Genomic DNA, 19,773 nt, shown 5'->3' on the forward strand with positions numbered 1-19,773 from the left:
ATATTATTCGATTTCGATAATATCATCATGATTCTCATAATATTCCAAGGCATAGTTCAGTTCCCCATTTGTTTCCGCGTGGAGTATATACACCAACTCTCCTTTTTCTAACTCATCGCCCAACCGGACGTTCATCGAAATGCCTGCCGATTTGGATTGTGGCGCTCCTGACAGTTTTGCGAGTTTTGCAATCTTTCGATTGTTTATTTTTTTGACCGTCCCACGTTTAGGTGCATGCATCTCAAATTGATAAGGGGCAACATAGGTTTTGGAAAATCTTCCTTGGGCCGTGCATATGGCCTCGAATTTTTGGTAGGCCTTTCCACTTTCCAGCAGTTCTTTCGCTATTTCAAGACCTTTTTCGGGCTTCACTTTTTCGGATAGCTCCAAGAGATGCCCCGCCAACAATATTGCCCGTTCTTTAAGGTCTTGTGGCGCATCCTCTTTATTCTGCAAAACACTTAGAACATCAACCGCTTCTAAATTGGGACCGATACCCCTTCCCACGGGCTGGCTGCCATCGGTAATGACCACCTTTATTTTAAGCCCCACAGCATCGCCCACGGCTTCCATATGTTCCTTGAGTTTTTGCGCGGCCTCTTCGCTGCGCACCTTGGCCGTTTCTCCAACAGGAATGTCGATGACCACATGGGTAGAACCTGCGGCTGCTTTTTTGGACAATACAGAGGCTATTAGCTGGCCTTCACTGTCAATATCCAAGGCTTTTTCCACCTTGATGAGAATATCGTCCGCTGGACTTAATTGTGCCGTACCGCCCCACACCAAACATCCACCTTCCTGTTCCACGACACGTTTGATTTCTTCGCCAGAGAGGGTAACATTCGTTAGTACTTCCATGGTATCGGCCGTACCCGCTGGCGAAGTAATGGCCCGTGATGAAGTTTTGGGCATTGTCAGCCCGTATGCGGCAGCAATTGCGACAACTATAGGCGTTGTTCTATTCCCCGGTAGGCCTCCGATGCAGTGTTTGTCCACCACTATTTCCTTGTTCCAATCCAATTGTTTTCCCGAGGTTATCATCGCCTTGGTAAGGTCCGAGATTTCATCTAAATCCATTCGGTCGCCAGCACAGGCCGTAATAAATGCCGATAGGTGGATGTTTGAATAATCCCCTTCGATGATATCCGTAATGATGTCTTTGTAGGCTTTGTAATCGAGTCGTTGATTATAAATTTTCGCTCTTACAGAACTCAATGATTCTATGGGTTCCAAATGGGATACGTATAGCGTTTCGCCCTCCGATACTTTGAGTTTTTTTGCTGCTATTTGTGACAACCCTATTTCGCCCTGCCTAAGTACATCCGAAGTAATAATGTGGAGGCTTGCAATTACCGAGGTACTCATGTTAGATACCCGTATTCGGGTCAATGCTTCGAAACCTTCTGAAATGCAGACATGACAATCTTGCCGCATGTACACGACGTTTTCATTTTGCGTATAAATGCCTAGCGATTTGTATTTAAGGATGTTCGATTTTTCTTCCATTTCCGTGTTAATTTTTGTCTATTTTCATTACCTATCTTATCTCTTCGATACCATAGAGTTGGGGAATTTCACTCTCCCAACCATAGGTTTCCTTAATTCCCTTTTTTAAGGCTTCCGCTCCTTCCTTTTCTCCGTGGATTATGAATATCCGTTCCGGTCTTTCTTCTATATCGCTCAACCAATCCAGCAGTTCGGCATGGTCTGCATGGGCCGAAAGTCCTTCTATCTCTGTTACTTGCATTTTGAAGGGCACGGTCTTTCCGTAGACCTTTAGTACCTTTTCTCCTTCCAATAATTTTCTTCCACGGGTCCCGTCTGCTTGATATCCAACAAAGAGTAAAGTGTTATCAGGATTTTGTGCCTGCGTTTCCAGATAGTTCAACATTCTGCCGCCTGTGAGCATTCCGCTTCCTGCAATCACGATTTTTGGTTTGTTGTCTGTTCTTAATTCCATTGTTTCACGATAACTGCTAACAACTGTAAAGTGTGAGCACATTTCGTCACAATCGTGGGCTTCCAATCTGTGCCAATCCCGAGTTCTATGAAACAGTTCCCATACGTTGGCACCCATTGGACTATCCATAATCATGGGAACTTTCGGGATTTTGTTTTGCTCCAGCAACCTCCAGAATATCAACATCATCAATTGGGCCCGTTCAACCGAAAAACTTGGGATGAAAAGACTACCGCCCCTAGATAGGGTGTCGTTGACCAATTTTTCTATAAGAGGGATGGCCTCTTTCTCTTCGGGATGGAACCTGCCGCCATAGGTAGATTCCATAAACAAAACATCGGCCCGTTCTGGTTTTACGGGTGGATATAAGAGCAAATCATTCGTTCTACCAATATCCCCTGAAAAGACAAATCGTTTATCCTGCACATCCAATTCAATATAGGTTGCCCCAAGAATATGTCCGTTATACTGAAATCTTGCCTTTACGTTCTTTAACAGGGGAAGCCACTGGTTGGGCGGTATTCCCTTGAAATACGGAATGGTCTTTTCAACATCTTTTAAATCGTACAGCGGTTCTGCGGGACTGTGCTTTGAATACCCTTCCTTATTGGCACGTTCGGCCTCTTGTTCCTGTATTTTGGCACTATCGTTCAATATAATCTTGGCGATGTCCAGAGTGGGGTAGGTGCCATAAATGGGTCCCCTAAAACCTTGCTTTACCAACCTTGGCAGATAGCCGGTATGGTCCAAATGACCATGGGTAAGCAATACCGCATCAATTTCGTTGATGTTGACAGGTGGATATTCCCAGTTTTTCAGGCGTAGTTCTTTGAGCCCCTGAAATAGACCACAATCCACAAGTATTTTTCTGTCCCCTGTATCCAGAAGATATTTGGAGCCGGTAACGGTTCCCGCCGCACCTAAAAAATGGATTTTTATCGTATCTGTTTCCATTACTTTTATTCGTTAATGCTGGTTGCCGAACTCTTGTAAATCTCCTAAAATCGTTTTACCGCTTGTCTCCAAACTCAACATCACATTTTATTAATACTAATTTCACTTATCACTACATTCACTAACCCGCGCCTTGGCAGGGGTATAGACCTGTTCAATGGATACTACCATTTGTTGAGGTCTTTTATTTGTCCGTTGCTAGAGTCCCCCACAGCTGGAAGGTGTGTTTCCTTTGTCTTGGTCCGGTTTGCACAATGCTTCTATTTCCTTATACAAATCGTGAAAGTCCTCTTTAATCAAAAGGGCTAGTTTCTTAGCAGATTTAGGTTCTGAATTGACCATTTCCAATAGTATTTCAAAGGCTTCTTCCAGCAACATTGGATCGTCTTCCATTGCTTGGTAAAATGGCTCTAACTCGGTACTCTTCTGTTTTTGCAATTCTTTTGTTTTCATCTGTATTATTTTTTAGGATTACTAAATGTTTAATTATTTTAATGTGCTGTACATAATTCCCTTGAATCTTCGAGAATGTTTTTTTGTCTTTGTTTGGGGATATCTATTTGCTCCAATAGCGATGGGTTTTCGATAATTTCCTTGCAGAGCACAATGCCTGCATCCAATAGTTTGGATTTTTCAGCTTTGGTCAATGTGGTCAAAGAGGTTAAAGGATGTAGGCCGAGTCTGTCTACTCGTTCCTTCAAACCGTGACCTTTAGGATGATCCCAACTTACAAGCATCAATCCGACACAGTTCCCATATTGTAGGGCATCGCTCGTGAAACGGGTATTGGTACAAACACCACCTTGATGAAATTTGGTTTTATGGCCTTGTTGTTTTTCCCATTGCTTTTGTACATCCAGAAATCGTGATTGGATGTATAGCGGAATCTTTACATTGCAAAATCGGCCTTGATCGCTATGATATTTACATTCAATCATAAAGTGTTTATTATCTTTTTTCGCGATTACATCAATTTCGTGTTGTACGCAGTGGCCTTGAACAATAATCCCTACTTTGGTTTCATAACCTTCATGGCCGAATACCTTACCAACGAACCTTTCAAAGGGGTATCCTGATGGGCCTAACTCCATCAGGGCTTTTTTCAACTTATACTTTGAGGCACTTACCCTAGATTTTCTCTTTAATATGTTAAAGGCCATTTGATATATCTTTTTTGTAGTCATTCCATCGCGAACTTCCTTATCAATATCTTGAACTATCTTTTTGATCAACAATTTATCGGCACCCGCCCGTTCTAGTGAACGTATCACTTTTTCTATTTCAAAAGGTGCTTTCTCGCCACTTGCCTTTATGATATTTATCTTATCCATTTATGTGTATTTTTTTAATATTGGCCAAAGCGAAGACGATCAAGAAAAAACTTAAGAATATTTCGAGCATAACAACGAACCGAGCTACATCGGACGTTGGAATTATATCGCCGTAGCCCACCGTTGAAAAAGTTATCACGCTGAAGTAGAAAAAGTGGTACAAATTGTACAAGTACGAATTTGAATAATCGGGTATACCTTCAAATGTAGAATGGCTAAATTGGAAAAGGCAGGCATAATCAGTTGCAAAAGAAAAAATGCTTATAATGATTATCAAACCAAAAACCCATAGCAACCGCTCCAACGAATGACAGATTTTTATCAGTTTTGATAACCGTTTTAAAGTGGTCATCGTAATCACGATGGTCTTGCCCAATGCTGCTGTAACAATGATAATGTGGAATGGCAACGATTTATGGTCGACCATTGACATTAAAGCAACATACAAGATGCCAATACCCAAAATGCTAACAAGGGGTAAAATCGTTCTTCCCAACAATAATTTGTAAAAGGGTTTTTCTCCTATTTGATTTAAGCTTCCCGACATTGTAATATGCTTTATTTAAATTTTAATCGTCATTACCGGAAGTGTGGAATGATTGGCCACACCCTCGGCGATACTTTTTGAGAACAAGCTCAAAAAACCGGTACTACCGTGGGTACACATGGCAATTAAGTCTGCCGGTTCATAGTTTAAGAAAGTATTGATACCAGTTTCTACCGAAGGTTCGTTATTGACGAACATGGAATAATTTTTAAGGTCTGGGAACTTTTCAACAAATGTTTTGATGGGATTTAGTCCCGCTTCAATACTATTGGTATCCGTTTTTGTGTTGACTCGTAATAGACGGATATGTGCATTGCATTTGTCAGCGATGGAGATTACATGCTTAAAGGCTTCACTTACGTCCTCTTCAAAATCCGAAACGAACACAATATTCTTAAACGGAAAGTGAACCTCGTCCTCCTTGACCACGATTACCGGAACATTCGATTTTCGCACTATTTGCTCAACGTTACTACCGAACAATTCCCTAACAGTACCTTTTGTACCACTGCTCCCCGTGATGATAAAATCATGATGAAAATGCCCTGAATGTTTTAAAATATTCCTGGTGTCTACTTGGTATTGAAGGAAGGTTTGACATTTCAGATGTTCCTTTTCGGCCTTCCTTTCCAGCTCGCGTAAAGCGGATTTTGCACTACCGATTTTTTTCAAGGTTTCAGGATACCGTTTTTCCTTTTGCTTGTCCAGCTTTACCCAATCCACAGGGGTCTGAATCAAATGGAAAAAATGGATTTCGGCATCAAAAAGTTTGGCCATCGCTATTCCGACATTGGCAGCTTTATTGCAGTTTTCGGAAAAATCTGTTGGTACTAGTATATTTCTCATTCTTTCTAATTTTTGGTGTAACATTTATTGTGCGGTATAACCTCCATCGATAACCAATTCGGAGCCGGTCATGAATTTAGATTCGTCAGAGGCCAGATACACTACGCCATAACCTATGTCATCGGGTTCTCCCAAATGTCCGACGGGGTGTAAACTTTCCAATTGTTTTTTGCCTTCTTCCACATCACCTTGGGATTTCAGAAAATTTTCTACCATCGGTGTCCAGATATAAGCTGGATGAATAGAATTGACCCGAATCTTGTAACCTTGTTTTGCGCAATGGAGCGCTGCAGATTTGGTAAATATGGTAACACCGCCTTTACTCGCGTTGTATGCCGGTAGATTGGGATCACCAATAAGTCCTTCGATAGACGAGAAATTAATGATTGAGCCGCCCTCTCCGGTCTCTTTCATCCCCTTGATGCCATATTGGGTACCTAAGAAGGTGCCGTTGAGGTTTATATCCAAAAGATTTTTCCAATCTTCAAGACTAACTTCTTCTACCGTTCCACCGAGTCCTATACCTGCGGCATTAGCTACAACATGTAGCTTTCCAAATTTTTTGAGCGTAGTTTCGATGACCATTTCCCATTGATTTTCTTTGGATACATCTTGTTCAATGTATATGGCCTCACCGCCATTATACTTTATTTGTTGAACTACCTGATTTCCATTTTCTTCATCGATATCGGTTACAACTATTTTTGCTCCTTCCCGCGCCAACAAAATAGCACTTGATTTTCCTAGGCCGGAGGCACCTCCTGTGACAATAGCCACCTTATTTTTTACTCGATCCATATCTTAAGTTTATATAATTATTGTATTCATATTTTGTTTTTCTCAATTAAGAGACTTCATTTTCAGAATTTTTTCCTTTCTCAAAACAATCCAAATTGTATATTGTGGTCTCGGCAATATTTGTCAACGCCGTATCGGTCAGAAAAGCCTGATGGCTGGTTATCAAAACATTGTTGAAGGTCATCAAACGCGCAATGACATCGTCTTGTAGTATTTCGTCCGAACGGTCCTCAAAGAAAAGCCCTTCCTCTTCTTCATACACGTCCATCCCGAAATAACCGATTTTACCTGTTTTTAGACCTTCGATGACCGCCTTGGTATCCACCAAGCCCCCTCTGCTTGTGTTGATCAGCATGACCCCTTTTTTCATCATTCCAATTTGATTCGTGTCAATTAAATGCTTAGTTCCAGAAGTCAAGGGAACATGTAGGCTAATGATATCCGATTCGGCACATAGCGTTTCGCAATCGGTATAGCGAACGCCGTACTTTTCTATAAGACCTACATCCTCAGAAGTGTCATGGGCCAGTATCTTACATCCAAACCCGTGAAGGATTTTAACAAGGATTGCTCCGATTTTACCGGTACCGATGATGCCAACCGTCTTTCCGTTTAGATCAAAACCAGTGAGACCATTTAAGGAGAAATTCATGTCCCGTACCCTATTGTGCGCCCTAATCAGTTTTCTGTTCAAGGCCAATATCAGGGCAACTGTATGTTCGGCTATGGCATAGGGGGAGTAGGCTGGAACTCGGGAAACTTTGATGCCCAATTCTTTCGCTTTTTCCCTGGCTACGTTATTGTAACCTGCCGTACGAAGCGCGATGTATTTTACCCCCAGGGCACTTAACTTTTCAAGTACTTTCTCCGAGGCATCATCACTTGTAAACAGACTGATAGCCTCGGCCCCCTCTGCCAAGGATGCCGTGTTTTCAGTTAATCGCAGCTCAAGTAGTTTTAATTCATGCTTGCCATTGTTTGCGGATACTAAATGGGCTTCTTCAAATTTATGTGCACTAAATACCGTTGTTTTCATATTCTTTTATCTCTCAATTTATCAATTTATCCATGCGTTAAGCAAAATATAAAGGATTCCCAGAAGTACTACCGACCCAAAAGAATATCCAACAAGGTTTCCTGTTTTTCTGGAGCCTTTAAAAAAGACAATCCCTAATTTCACGGCCATATTACTTAGGGTCGCGGTTATGATGACATTGGCCGCAAGAATAAGTTTATCTTCCAACAAGGCAAATTTTGCCATGCTAATGGTAATGGCATCGGTATCGGCTAAACCCGCTATCAAAGCTGAATAATACAGCCCGCTTTCACCAAAAAATTTATTCCCATAAAAAACAGCGAACAAGATCGCTACATAAATACCGCCGAACCCTATCGCATTCCATATGTTGAGCGGGTTGCCTAAATTTATATCGGTGTTGGGCTGATCGGTATCCTTTCTGATCAACAATAGGGAAGCCGCCAAACAAACTAGCGTAAGTAGGCCAAAGGGTATCGCCAAATATCCCAGGATGGCACTATTAAAAATATAGGCCAATACGGCTAGCCTAGGAAACATAATGGCCGAGGCGATGATGATACCCGAAGCGTATTTTTTAGAAAGTTCAGGGGATTCCTTGCTTCTCGAAGCATATATCCAGGCTACGGCAGTACTCGATATCAGACCACCTAGTACAGCGGTCAATAGGATTCCCTTTTTTGACCCTACATATTTTACCAGAAAATAACCGATAAAGTTCAGAAACGAAACGATTACTATGATGGCACCGATTTCAAAAGGATTCAACAGGCCTTCGGGACCGTAATCTTTATCGGGTAGAAAAGGCAGTATCAACAAGGCAATGATTGAAAACTTGATAAAAGCGAACAGTTCTGCAGGGGTAATGTTTTTAATGAACGAACGAAAGGTCGTCTTAAGTGATAGCAGCGTTACTACAATAACCGCTGTGGCAATGGCTTCCTTATAAAGATGGGCCGAAACCATGATGCCAAGGATAAAAGTGGTGATTAGCGCTAAATTGGTGGTTATACCGGTCATCGAATGTTTTTGGACAATGGATAAATGACTGATGCCGAAGAACAGGATAATAGTGGCTAAACCTATAATTACCAACCATGGGGTATACATCTCGTTCAAACTACCCAATATGAACCCGATAACGGTAACTATCGGGAAGGTTCGGATACCGGCAAACCCCTGTTCGTCCTTTAGTTTGTCATATTCCCGCTCCAAGCCTAGGATAAGTCCTATTCCGGTACTGAGGAGCACACCCAAAATATAGGGGCTTAACAACTCGTTGATGTTTTGATGTGCTTGCATTATCTTTTGATTCCCTTTGTTATTACTACCATTTCGTTAATGCCTGTGGCATCCACAATGCCTATAAGATGCCCTCCCTCTAGGACGGGGGCAAGTTGGGCATTGTCGGTCATGAGCTTTTCATATACTTGCTGTAAAGGCATGTCCGGGACAATAACGACGAAATCTTTCCGCATTATTTTGGATACCGGAGAGGTATTTCCATATGCCGATAATCCCTTGATTAGCTCTTTTCGTGTCAAGACACCCTGTACCTGATCGTTTTCTACAACTACAAATCCTTGTTCCTGGGTATTCCGTAATAACTGTACGGCCTTTTCCAAGGTTTCCTCGGGAAACAAACGGGTATATTGCCGAATCAGAACATCCTTGGCCGTATATCCGGTGAGTGCTGATTTGGTGCTTTCCAGGACTTCCTCGGCCCCGGCCCCCAGATAGATGAACAGACCAATAAAGACCAACCAGAAATTGGAAAAGAATCCCAGAAATACAAATACTATCGCAAGAAACTGCCCCACCCGCGCGGCGATTGTGGTCGCTTTCAATTTGCCCATATTGAATGCCAATAATGCCCGCAATACCCTTCCACCATCCATCGGAAAGGCAGGTATCAAATTAAAAACGGCCAAGATCACATTGGCGGCCATGATATTGAACCAGAAATTGTCGCCGCTCATATGGTCTATTTCCGAGATAGGCAACAATTGGTCGTTAACGTACAGAAAGATATAGAGAACTCCGGCAATGACGAAGTTTACCGCTGGACCGGCCAGGGCCACGGCCAGTTCTTTTGCAGGTTTGTCGGGCATTTTATCGAGACTGGCCACGCCACCAATGGGATAGAGTGTAATATCGCGTGTAGGAATCCCATATCTTTTTGCCATCAGGGCATGACCAAACTCGTGCAGCACCACACAGGCGAACAGAACGAGAATGAACAGAGCCCCTTTTATGCCTTCCGCCCAGCCATGTCCCATTTGAAAGTGCATCATGAAAATCCATCCAATGATGATCCAAAAGGTCCAATGGATAAATACCTTGATGCCGGAGTAGCTTCCTATAAATAACGACCATTTTTTCATAGTTGTACGATTTCGGTTTTTTTTAATCGATATGCCATTACTATCAATACCGCATACCCCAAGAGTCCAAGCAGGAATACGTAGCTGTAACCGTATAGGATAGAGATGACAATGGCAAAAATAGAGGCCGCGACCCCTGCCACGCTGGATATACCCAATAAATAGGAAATTATCTGCTTCTCTTTAAATGAGGTGGCTATTCTTAACAACAGGGGAAAGGGAACTCCTACGAAAAAGGATGGAAATAGTAAAAGAATAGCCACCCAAAATTCTGATAACCGTTCGTACCACATAGGGAGCAGTACATACACTGTGACCAAACATGCTATAATAATCAATGCCGCATACACCGTCAGTTTTTGGGGAAGGTTTTTTTTGAACGCCCTCGTCATTAAGCTGCCCATACCATTGCCCAATAGAAATGTAAAAAGCAACAATGAAAATGACTGCGACGGGCTCGACAGTTTTAAATTGAGTACCTGGAACAGGTAACCTTGTATGAGAATGTACGAAAACCCTAATAAAAAGACCAATAGGGCCAAGACACGGAACTTTTTTTGAGCGGTTACAGCGGTGTCTTCATAAAAGGAAACAGATTTCCATTTGTTTACATGATTGAACAGAAACCACCCAATGATGAATATACCCAGCCATAGGGGCGTTGCCATGGCATCGGGTATACCGTTGTTATAATTAAAGAAATAAGGCGAATCATCGCTGACCGGTCTTAGGTTTATGGATGCCGTTTTCCAAAGTTCATCATGGGGATAGGTTCCGGAGGAAATATCATAGATCAGGTCGTCGAACATAAACCATTGATAATTTACGTTCCGGACGATAGTATCCAAACCCTCTTGTTTTATGTATGGAAAGTAAAACGCATCTTGGTCCAGTTCCAAATAATGTGCGATACGATGGACCTCCTCGATTATTTCCTGTTCAAAAGGAGTCTTTTTAATGACCAGTACGGGATTCATCCCATTTGAGAAGATATAGACCTTTTTGAGTGCCTCCTTTTGGCCGATCCCCATCCGATCTTGGAGTTCCATATAGTTGGCCAACATTTTATATACTTCCTGCCTGCCGTGCATTGTAAAATAGATAGCTCCGTTTTCCGTCAGGCCCTCTAAGTAATCGGCCAAAGCTTCCATAGTAAACAGGTAATTTTCCGTAAGCCCATAAAAGTCGGTGCCCCGGGAACCCTTGGTTACGGGAATGGTCAATAGTATGGCATCATATTTTCCCTTGTTCTTGATCACAAAATTCCTGCCCTCGTTTACCTCTACCTTTATATTCTCCTTTTCAAGGAATGTAGCGGGATTGTATTTTTCCATGAGCTGCACAAAAGAGGGATTGACCTCGACGGCATCAACATAGCTGTAGCCCGAAAAATATGCCGCTGCAATGTCGATCCCTCCACCTGGTCCGATTATAAGGACTGAATCCTTATCGTTTTCATTGACAAAATTCATGGCAAATACGGCCGGGAATCCCGATAGTGCCTTTCTTATTTTTATGTTGTCCTTTGCCAACTCGTCAATGTTCACCACCTCGGTCCCCGCGGCCCCATCGATGAACATGGTTTTTGATACGGTACTGTCGGGATAAGTAAATTGCACCAGATCGGTCTTGCCAAAAGCGCTCCAACGACTTTCCAGTTTTTCACTTTGTAGGGCAGGATTGTTCATTAGACGATACATATCCTTCGAGGGGTCTTTTGAAATGGGGATATCGATGTCGAGGGCATCCTTTCCAAGCCCCATCAAAATGATAATGGCCACCGATAAAAGGGACAATGCCATTGAATAGCGATTTTTGCTTGCGAATGCGTGTATAGCCCAAACGACCAGCAAAAGTGCTATGGCTATTGCCACCACAAAGACTAAGCTGAACGTATTGAGCAGATATACCGATACCAGTGCCCCCCCGGCCGCTCCAATAAGATCTATAGCATAAAAGGTAGATGCATGCCGTTTATTCCTTTCGAATATAAAGGTATAGACAACCCCGATGGCTATAAAAGGAACGATAGAGAAGACAATAAAAGCAAGCAGGCCCAAATCATTAAAGGACGAACCACTGATTTTTGATAGTGCGAGCAATAGGGAAAAACCCAAGAACATGGCAATCGCAGGTAAGGCGGCCCAAAAACCCAATGCCTTGTCCATTCTATTGTAGAACTTGGCATAGCTTATCTGGCCGATTCCCAATCCCAATATGGAAAAGGCAATGATAATGAGCACGAAATGAAAACTGAGAAGGTAGGAGAACAATCGTGAGAGACTGATCTCAAAGATAATGGTCGCCGCGGTCAGCAGGAAGATGATCAATATGTCGGGTAAGGATTTTTTCATTTTTAAGTACCGAATATTTTTAAAAGTTCTTGTAACTCATCGTTCACTTGGTGTTGTTTTACCACCTGCTCAAAGGGGGTAAGGCTCAATTGATTGTCCAAAACCCCGACCATTGCATTTCTTCTGCCCAGCAAAAGTGCCCTCACTGCGGCCGATCCAAGTCTGATTCCCAACATTCTGTCTAGGGACGAAGGGCTACCTCCCCGTTGCACATGACCAAGTTTTGTAATCCGCAGGTCCACTTTTGAATTGATTTCCTTGATCTTTGACGCCACGAGTCCTGCTCCCAATTCATCTCCTTCCGAAACCACTACGATAAACCCATCTTCACTTTTATAGTCCTTGACTTTTTTAAGCAACTGGAGAAAATCTTCACCGCTCTCGGGTATCAATATGGCATCAGCACCAACGCCCAATCCGGAATGAATGGCAATATAGCCGCTATCCCGGCCCATTACTTCCACAATAAATACCCGATTGTGAGATTCGGCAGTATCTTTAATTTTATCGATATTTTCAATGGCTGTGTTGACCGCGGAATCAAAACCAAGGGTGTAATCGGTGCCGGAAATATCGTTATCTATGGTCCCGGGAATACCTATGAATGGGATGTCACAAATTTCTGAAAAAGCAAGCAGGCCCTTAAAAGTACCGTCGCCACCAATGGCTACCACAGCATCGATATCATTGTCCTGAAGGTTTTTAAAGGCAAGTTGCCTTCCTTCCACGGCCATAAAGCGCTCGCTTCTGGCGGTTTTCAATACCGTACCACCACGGTGTACCGTTTTTTGTAGCTGTTGGCTTTCCAAAGGGATAAAATGCCCATCTATCATGCCTTCGTACCCCTTTAGGATGCCGCTTGCCCTAATGCCATGTTGCTCAGCTACCTTTACTGTTCCGTATAGTGCAGCGTTCATTCCCGGAGAATCGCCCCCTGAAGTGAATACCCCGATATGTTTAATTTTACTATTATCCATTTTCCTTTTTTTTTAAACTATTATTTACTCGATAGTCGAGCTTTGCTATCACTTTAGGCTTGCCCGTTCCACTTCCAATCCCTGACCTCGGGCATATCCAGCCCATTTTTACGGATGTAGTACTTGTGTTCGATCAGTTTGTCTTGCATTTCCTGTTTCAGGTATGCCACTTCGTCGCCGAGGTTCGGCAACCTGTCCAAAACATCCTGTACCAAATGAAATCGATCTATATCGTTCAATACCGTCATATCAAAAGCGGTAGTTATAGTGCCTTCTTCCTTATAGCCCCTTACGTGAAAATTGGAATGGTTCGTACGATTGTAGGTCAATCTATGTATAAGCCATGGATAGCCATGAAAAGCGAAAATGACAGGCTTGTCTTTAGTGAACAACATATCAAAATCGGCATCCTTTAATCCATGTGGATGTGCCGTCTCGGTCTGGAGCTTCATCAGATCGACCACGTTTACGACCCGTATTTTCAGATTTGGTAATTTTTCGCGAAGTATGGATACGGCCGCCAAGGTTTCAAGGGTAGGCACGTCGCCTGCGCAGGCCATAACGACATCGGGTTCCGCATCTATATCATTACTGGCCCATGCCCAGATACCGATGCCTTTGGCACAATGTATGACCGCCTCCTCCATAGGGAGCCATTGCGGTGCGGGATGTTTACCGGCGACGACAACATTTACATAATGCTTGCTTCGAAAACAATGGTCCATGACGGATAGAAGACAATTGGCATCGGGCGGCAAATAAACACGGACTATTTCGGCTTTTTTATTGACCACATGATCAATAAAGCCAGGATCTTGGTGGGTGAACCCATTGTGGTCCTGTCGCCATACATGGGACGCCAAAAGTATGTTCAGGGAGGCGATCTTTCTGCGCCAAGGTAGCTCTGAGGTTACTTTTAGCCACTTGGCGTGTTGGTTGAACATGGAATCGATAATATGGATGAACGCCTCGTAACAATTGAACAGACCATGTCGTCCGGTTAAGAGATACCCTTCTAGCCAGCCCTCGCATTGGTGCTCGCTCAACATTTCCACCACGCGCCCGTCTTTTTTGAGGAGTTCATCGGTAGCCATGGTTTCGGCTTCCCATTGGCGATCAGTAGCCTCGAAAACTGAATTTAAACGATTGGAAAGCGTTTCGTCGGGGCCGAAAATCCTAAAGTTTCGTTGTGCTTCGTTCAATTTTATGATATCCCTGGCAAATTCGCCTAGAACGCGGGTGTCGCCATTTCCCATTTTTCCCCGTTCCGAAACATCCAATGCATAATTCCTAAAGTCGGGCATATGTAAATCCTTTAATAAAATTCCTCCGTTGGCATGCGGATTAGCCCCCATTCGCCGTTCGCCTTTAGGTGCCAGGTCGGCCAATTCTGATAAAAATCGTCCCTGTTCATCAAAAAGCGCTTCAGGTCTGTAGCTTTTAAACCAATCTTCCAACTGCTTTAGGTGCTTTGGATTATTTGCCACATCCGATAAGGGTACCTGATGCGATCTGAAATGATTTTCCACCGGTAGGCCGTCCACAAACTTGGGTCCCGTCCACCCTTTGGGGGACTTGAGAATGATCATGGGCCAACGAGGACGTTCCGAATTGTCATCCTGGGCGGCATTCTCCTTTATCGCTTTAATTTCCTTGACTACCTGATCCAATAGCTGCGCCATTTTTTGGTGCATGGCCATTGGGTCTTCCCCTTCGATCCAATAGGGTTTCCATCCATACCCAGAAAAAAGTTGTTCCAGTTCTTCATTCCCGATACGGGCCAAGATAGTGGGGTTGGCAATCTTATACCCATTGAGATGTAAAATCGGAAGCACCACACCGTCGGTCACCGGATTTAGGAATTTGTTGGAGTGCCATGCCGTAGCCAACGGACCGGTTTCCGCTTCCCCGTCACCCACTACACAGGACACGATGAGATCGGGATTGTCAAAGGCCGCACCGAATGCATGGCTCAGGGAATAGCCCAGTTCACCGCCTTCGTGTATGGAACCAGGACATTCGGGGGAGACATGGCTAGGGATTCCGCCCGGAAAGGAAAACTGTGTAAACAGTTTTTTTAATCCTTCTTCATCCTGACTTATGTGAGGATACACTTCACTATATGTTCCTTCAAGGTAGGTACTGCCAACAAGTGCCGGTCCGCCATGACCCGGACCTGATACGTATATCATATTCAGATCATATTTTTTGATGATACGGTTCAGATGTACGTAAATGAAATTTTGGCCGGGCGTAGTACCCCAATGCCCTAATAACATAGGTTTGATATGTTCCGGTTTCAGCGGTTCCCGCATCAGCGGATTGTCACGCAAATATATCTGCCCCACAGAAAGATAATTGGTGGCCCTCCAATAGGCATCTATTCTCCCTAGATGTTCGTTGGATAATTCCTCTTGTCCTATTTCACTATGTTGCTTTTCCATGTCTTACTTATTTTTGAACCGTTGTTCTTTATTTTTGATTCCATATAGAGGTCCGTCGTACATTTCGCGATCATTAGCTCTTCGTTGGTAGGGATTACCAATACCTTTACTTTGCCACCCTCTATCGAAATTTCGGATTGATTTTGGATGTTTCGGTCTTTGTCCAATTCAACTCCTGCAAAACGAAGGCCTTCACAAACCCTTGATCGTATTATGGGTGCGTTCTCCCCGATGCCGCCCGAAAAAACCAAGGTATCAAGGCCTTCCAATACGGTCATAAATGAGCCGATCCATTTTTTTAACTGGTAGCAAAATAGAGCCACCGCTTCCGCAGCCCTTACATCTGAGCTTTCCGTTTTCAGAAGATCCTGCATATCGGCACTCGTTTCCGAAACCCCTAAAAGACCGGCTTCATGATTGATCAAATGATTGAACTGTTTTGTGTTCATTCCCTCACAGTTCATCATGTACCAAGCAACCCCCGGATCCAAATCCCCACTCCTTGTACCCATCATACATCCACCTGCAGGTGTAAAGCCCATACTGGTATCCATACTTTTGCCATCTTTCAAAGCCGCCAAACTGGCCCCGTTCCCAAGATGGGCCAGAATGATGCGTCCGTTCGCTTCACCGGCACCCGCTATTTCCTTTAGCTTTTCCATAAGAAAAGCATACGATAATCCATGAAAACCATACCGCTGAACTCCAGCTCGATCAAAGCGCCTTGGTATAGGCAATATTTTTGCTATGCGTGGCATTGTTGTGTGAAAGGCGGTATCGAAACAGGCTACCTGTAATACTCCCGGACATCTATATTTAAAAAGTTCAATGATTTCGATCTCAGCAGGTAAATGTTCCGGGTCGTAATCCCTTATTCGCTTTAATTCCTTAATTAAAGTTGCATCTATCACTTCGGCACGGGAATGTTCCATGCCATGGACGACACGATGGCCGATACATTTAATTCTATCAAAACTCTTTTGCCTTTTTAGCCATGAGATCAAAAAGATGGCGGCCTCGTAAAAACCTGGACAGTATACATCATAGCTCATTTTTTTATCCTGATTGACGTAGGTAACATTGAAGCTTGTATTTTTTAATCCAATGCGGTTTATGCTCCCGGAAAATAGAGGCTTAGGAGTCTTGGCCATTTCGTACATGGCGAACTTGATGCTGGACGAACCACCATTTATGGTAAATATGTTTGAATTTTCCGGGTACATTATTTGTATCAGATTAAAATTTTTGGCTTTTAGTAATGAAGATTCAACCCATTCGACCGATTGACCCATTTCTTTCGTTTATCAAGAATCATTTATTTGGCAAGGCACAATCCTTGTCCTTCATATAAAAAGCGGCAATCTTTTCATATTTTGGCCCCAGTTCCCTCCCACACCACGCTAACAGGGCGGGCTGTTCCGAACAAGTGGTATTCCTGACCGCTTTTTCCAATTCTTTCTTTAACAGTTCATCATTAAAGCTTACCTTCTTTAGTACAACTTCATGGTATTCAAGCGTTTTCATTACTTATTTATTTTTAAATTCTTATAGATGTTAATGTTGCCACTGAATCATGTTATCCTCCAAGGGCACGGCAACGCCTTCGTAATCCGGTAGAATACGAACGGTATAGTGATTGGTGGGCCGGGGAGTATTGGCCTGGGCATAAAAATTATGTTCCCCTTGTTCTCCCATCCAGTCAAATTTCATTTTGATTCTTTCCGGTGGTTTGCCGTTCATACCTTCTGCAAAAAGCTCTACGATAATATTTTTAGGATTTATTTCGTTCAGCCAAACCGGGACTTTAAAATGATGCTTATGGCGCTCGCTCTCAATTTGAACTTTTCCGAATTTTATGGCCTCCCATTTATGCCCAAGATCATGCGCAGCATCTAAAACCCTTTTTCCTGCGGCTCCTTTTCTTGCCGCCCGTTTTTTATATCTTGCCGCCGCGGGAAGGTAAAATTGTTCCGTATACTCGCGTACGGTGCGATTGGCAGAAAATTGGGGAGTAAGGGTCGCCATGCTTTTTCGCATCCGTGATACCCATTGTTCGGGCACGTTTTTTTTATTGCGCGCATAAAATTCGGGCACGACGTGCTGTTCCAATAGGTCAAACAGGGCTGTCGCCTCGGCTGCATCCCAAGCGGGGTCATCGCCGTGTTCTTGACCGTCTCCCAAGGCCCAACCTACCTCCGGGGTATAGGCCTCGGCCCACCAACCATCCAGTTCAGATAAATTGATGCCCCCGTTGACAAGTACTTTCATGCCACTGGTTCCGCTCGCTTCCCACGGGCGTCTTGGGGTATTGAGCCATACATCGACACCCTGTACCAAATTCTCGGCCAACATCATGTCATAGTCGCTCAAAAAAATCACATGCTTGTACAAATTATGCTGTTGGATAAATTGCACCCATTTTTGTATCAATGCTTTCCCCGATTCGTCAAATGGTGGAGCTTTACCGGCCAAGACTATTTGTACAGGATGTTCTGGATTGGTTAGAATGCGCTTAAACCTTTCTGGATCGTGCAATAGAATGTCCGGTCTCTTGTACGATACAAATCGCCTGGCAAAGCCCAAGGTCAAGGTATTGGGGTCAAACACCTTTTTCGCGGTAGCAATTATATCGGAGGAAAGACCGGAAACGATAGCTTGTCTTTCAAATCTTTCCCTGATAAAACCAACGAGCCGATTTCTCGATTGGTTCCTGAATTGCCATAATTTTGCATCAGGAATTTTCGAAATATGTGCTTCATGGTCCGTGAGTTCCCCTCTCCAACGATCTTTTCCGCAGGACTCCGTCCAGAGTTCATCGGCATATTTGGAATCCCAACACGGCATATGGACCCCATTGGTCACATGGTCGACTGGAATTTCGGATATGGGCCATCGTGGAAAAAGATTGGTAAAAAGATTTCTACTTACTTCGCTGTGCAACCGGCTAACACCGTTCACGGCACCACTTCCACGAATGGCGAGATAGGCCATATTAAAACTCTCCCATTGATTATTGGCATCTGCCCGGCCCAGGGCCATCAAGTCGTTGAAATCGATACTTAGTTCTTCCTTGGCATACCGGCCAAGAAATTGCTCCATAAGCGATGGGCTGAAATGGTCAAAACCGGCGGGGACGGCAGTGTGCGTCGTAAATAGGTTGCCCGCCCTGGTTACGGCTAGGGCCTCTTCGAACGAAGTGCCGTTCGCCTTCATAAAATCGTTGGCACGTTCCAGTACGAGAAAGGCGGCATGGCCTTCGTTCATATGGCAAACCTCGGGATCGATATCCAGGGCCTTGAGCAGTTTGTAGCCCCCGATGCCCAGAACAATTTCCTGTTTAATGCGATGGTCCGGACCACCTCCATATAGTTCATCGGTAATACCCCGATGGACCGGTAAATTCGCGGCGTCATTGCTATCCAATAAATATAGCTTTGCCCTACCTACCTTTACCTGCCACGCACGTAGCCATAGTGGATGGCCAGGTAAAGACACTTTTAAGCGAAGCCATTCCCCATTGGGCAGACGTAAGGGCGTAATGGGCAACTGACCGGGGTCATTGTAAGGGAACAGGGCATTTTGAGTGCCGTGTTTGTCTATTTCCTGGCGGAAGTAGCCTTTATCGTAGAGTAGTCCCACCGCAACGACGGGCACGCCCAAATCACTTGCCGATTTTAGTTGATCGCCAGCTACATTGCCCAAGCCACCGGCATATATGGGAAGGGCCTCGTTCAGCATATATTCCATACTGAAATAGGCAACGGTGCGCAACTGCGTCTTTGGATGCTTTTGCTGGAACCAAGAGGGAGCGGAAAGGGCTTCGTCGTTCAACTTTAAAAGAGCGTCCAGTGTTGACCGAAAATCGGGATCGGACAAATGCTGCTCCAGCTTATCCCGTGAAACGGTCTGTAATATGACCCATGGATTCCTTGTAAATTCCCACAGTTCGGGATCCAATTGTTGCCAAAGTTCATCGGAAGCGTGGTTCCATGACCATCGTATATTGAGGGCAAGTTCTATGAGGTTTTCTACTCCCTCGATGTCGGTGTGCATCGATCCGTAGAGTTGATGCGTAGTGTTATTTGTTTTTTTCATCTTCATTTTTATTTTCCAGTTCTTATTTTCCAGTTCTTATTCTAATC

Annotated in this window: 16 protein-coding genes; all 16 read right to left on the bottom strand. The window is 43.9% G+C overall.

Annotated features, from left to right (window positions below; all coding sequences use genetic code 11):
- Positions 1-3: 3 nt before the first annotated feature.
- The 16 genes from AACP56_RS11850 to glgP all read right to left on the bottom strand — a co-directional run bounded on the left by AACP56_RS11850 (position 4) and on the right by glgP (position 19,726).
- Positions 4-1,506: a thymidine phosphorylase family protein gene (locus AACP56_RS11850; RefSeq protein WP_272651041.1), complete on the bottom strand. Its 1,503-nt coding sequence runs from the start codon at positions 1,504-1,506 to the stop codon at positions 4-6.
- A gap of 31 nt (positions 1,507-1,537) precedes the next feature.
- Entirely contained in the window at positions 1,538-2,914 is a 1,377-nt protein-coding gene (locus tag AACP56_RS11855; protein ID WP_339337220.1) for an MBL fold metallo-hydrolase, read from the bottom strand.
- Between the two features lie 198 nt (positions 2,915-3,112).
- Entirely contained in the window at positions 3,113-3,367 is a 255-nt protein-coding gene (locus tag AACP56_RS11860; protein WP_339337219.1) for a hypothetical protein, read from the bottom strand.
- 38 nt (positions 3,368-3,405) lie between these two features.
- On the bottom strand, positions 3,406-4,245 hold the full coding sequence (locus AACP56_RS11865; RefSeq protein WP_339337218.1) for an ATP cone domain-containing protein: 840 nt from the start codon (positions 4,243-4,245) through the stop codon (positions 3,406-3,408).
- Positions 4,238-4,792: a potassium channel family protein gene (locus AACP56_RS11870; protein ID WP_272651037.1), complete on the bottom strand. Its 555-nt coding sequence runs from the start codon at positions 4,790-4,792 to the stop codon at positions 4,238-4,240. Before AACP56_RS11870 ends, AACP56_RS11865 begins: the two co-directional genes overlap by 8 nt.
- A gap of 15 nt (positions 4,793-4,807) precedes the next feature.
- Positions 4,808-5,638 carry a universal stress protein gene (locus tag AACP56_RS11875; protein ID WP_339337217.1) on the bottom strand — a complete coding sequence of 277 codons (831 nt, stop codon included), beginning with the start codon at positions 5,636-5,638 and terminating at the stop codon, positions 4,808-4,810.
- Positions 5,639-5,662: 24 nt separating this feature from the next.
- Positions 5,663-6,436, bottom strand: coding sequence for an SDR family oxidoreductase (locus tag AACP56_RS11880; protein WP_272651035.1), 774 nt, complete (start codon positions 6,434-6,436; stop codon positions 5,663-5,665).
- Between the two features lie 46 nt (positions 6,437-6,482).
- Positions 6,483-7,472, bottom strand: a complete 990-nt coding sequence (locus AACP56_RS11885) for a 2-hydroxyacid dehydrogenase (RefSeq protein WP_272651034.1) — start codon at positions 7,470-7,472, stop codon at positions 6,483-6,485.
- Between the two features lie 21 nt (positions 7,473-7,493).
- Positions 7,494-8,774 (bottom strand): MgtC/SapB family protein, encoded by a 1,281-nt coding sequence (locus tag AACP56_RS11890; RefSeq protein ID WP_339337216.1) that lies wholly within the window; start codon positions 8,772-8,774, stop codon positions 7,494-7,496.
- A complete protein-coding gene (locus tag AACP56_RS11895) occupies positions 8,774-9,856 on the bottom strand; it encodes a site-2 protease family protein (RefSeq protein ID WP_339337215.1) in 1,083 nt (360 codons plus the stop codon). Before AACP56_RS11895 ends, AACP56_RS11890 begins: the two co-directional genes overlap by 1 nt.
- Positions 9,853-12,210 (bottom strand): hypothetical protein, encoded by a 2,358-nt coding sequence (locus tag AACP56_RS11900; RefSeq protein WP_339337214.1) that lies wholly within the window; start codon positions 12,208-12,210, stop codon positions 9,853-9,855. The genes AACP56_RS11895 and AACP56_RS11900 overlap by 4 nt, the downstream gene beginning before the upstream one ends.
- A gap of 2 nt (positions 12,211-12,212) precedes the next feature.
- Complete coding sequence (locus tag AACP56_RS11905; RefSeq protein WP_339337213.1) at positions 12,213-13,187, bottom strand: ATP-dependent 6-phosphofructokinase; 975 nt, start codon at positions 13,185-13,187, stop codon at positions 12,213-12,215.
- Positions 13,188-13,240: 53 nt separating this feature from the next.
- A complete protein-coding gene (locus AACP56_RS11910; protein ID WP_339337212.1) occupies positions 13,241-15,631 on the bottom strand; it encodes a phosphoketolase family protein in 2,391 nt (796 codons plus the stop codon).
- On the bottom strand, positions 15,607-16,923 hold the full coding sequence (locus AACP56_RS11915) for an acetate/propionate family kinase (RefSeq protein ID WP_339337211.1): 1,317 nt from the start codon (positions 16,921-16,923) through the stop codon (positions 15,607-15,609). The genes AACP56_RS11910 and AACP56_RS11915 overlap by 25 nt, the downstream gene beginning before the upstream one ends.
- A 19-nt stretch (positions 16,924-16,942) precedes the next feature.
- Positions 16,943-17,155, bottom strand: a complete 213-nt coding sequence (locus tag AACP56_RS11920) for a hypothetical protein (RefSeq protein ID WP_339337210.1) — start codon at positions 17,153-17,155, stop codon at positions 16,943-16,945.
- Between the two features lie 30 nt (positions 17,156-17,185).
- Entirely contained in the window at positions 17,186-19,726 is a 2,541-nt protein-coding gene (gene glgP / locus AACP56_RS11925) for an alpha-glucan family phosphorylase (protein ID WP_339337209.1), read from the bottom strand.
- Between the last annotated feature and the right edge of the window lie 47 nt (positions 19,727-19,773).

Origin of the sequence: Croceitalea sp. MTPC6 (assembly GCF_036985525.1) — a bacterium.
Classification (GTDB): domain Bacteria; phylum Bacteroidota; class Bacteroidia; order Flavobacteriales; family Flavobacteriaceae; genus Croceitalea.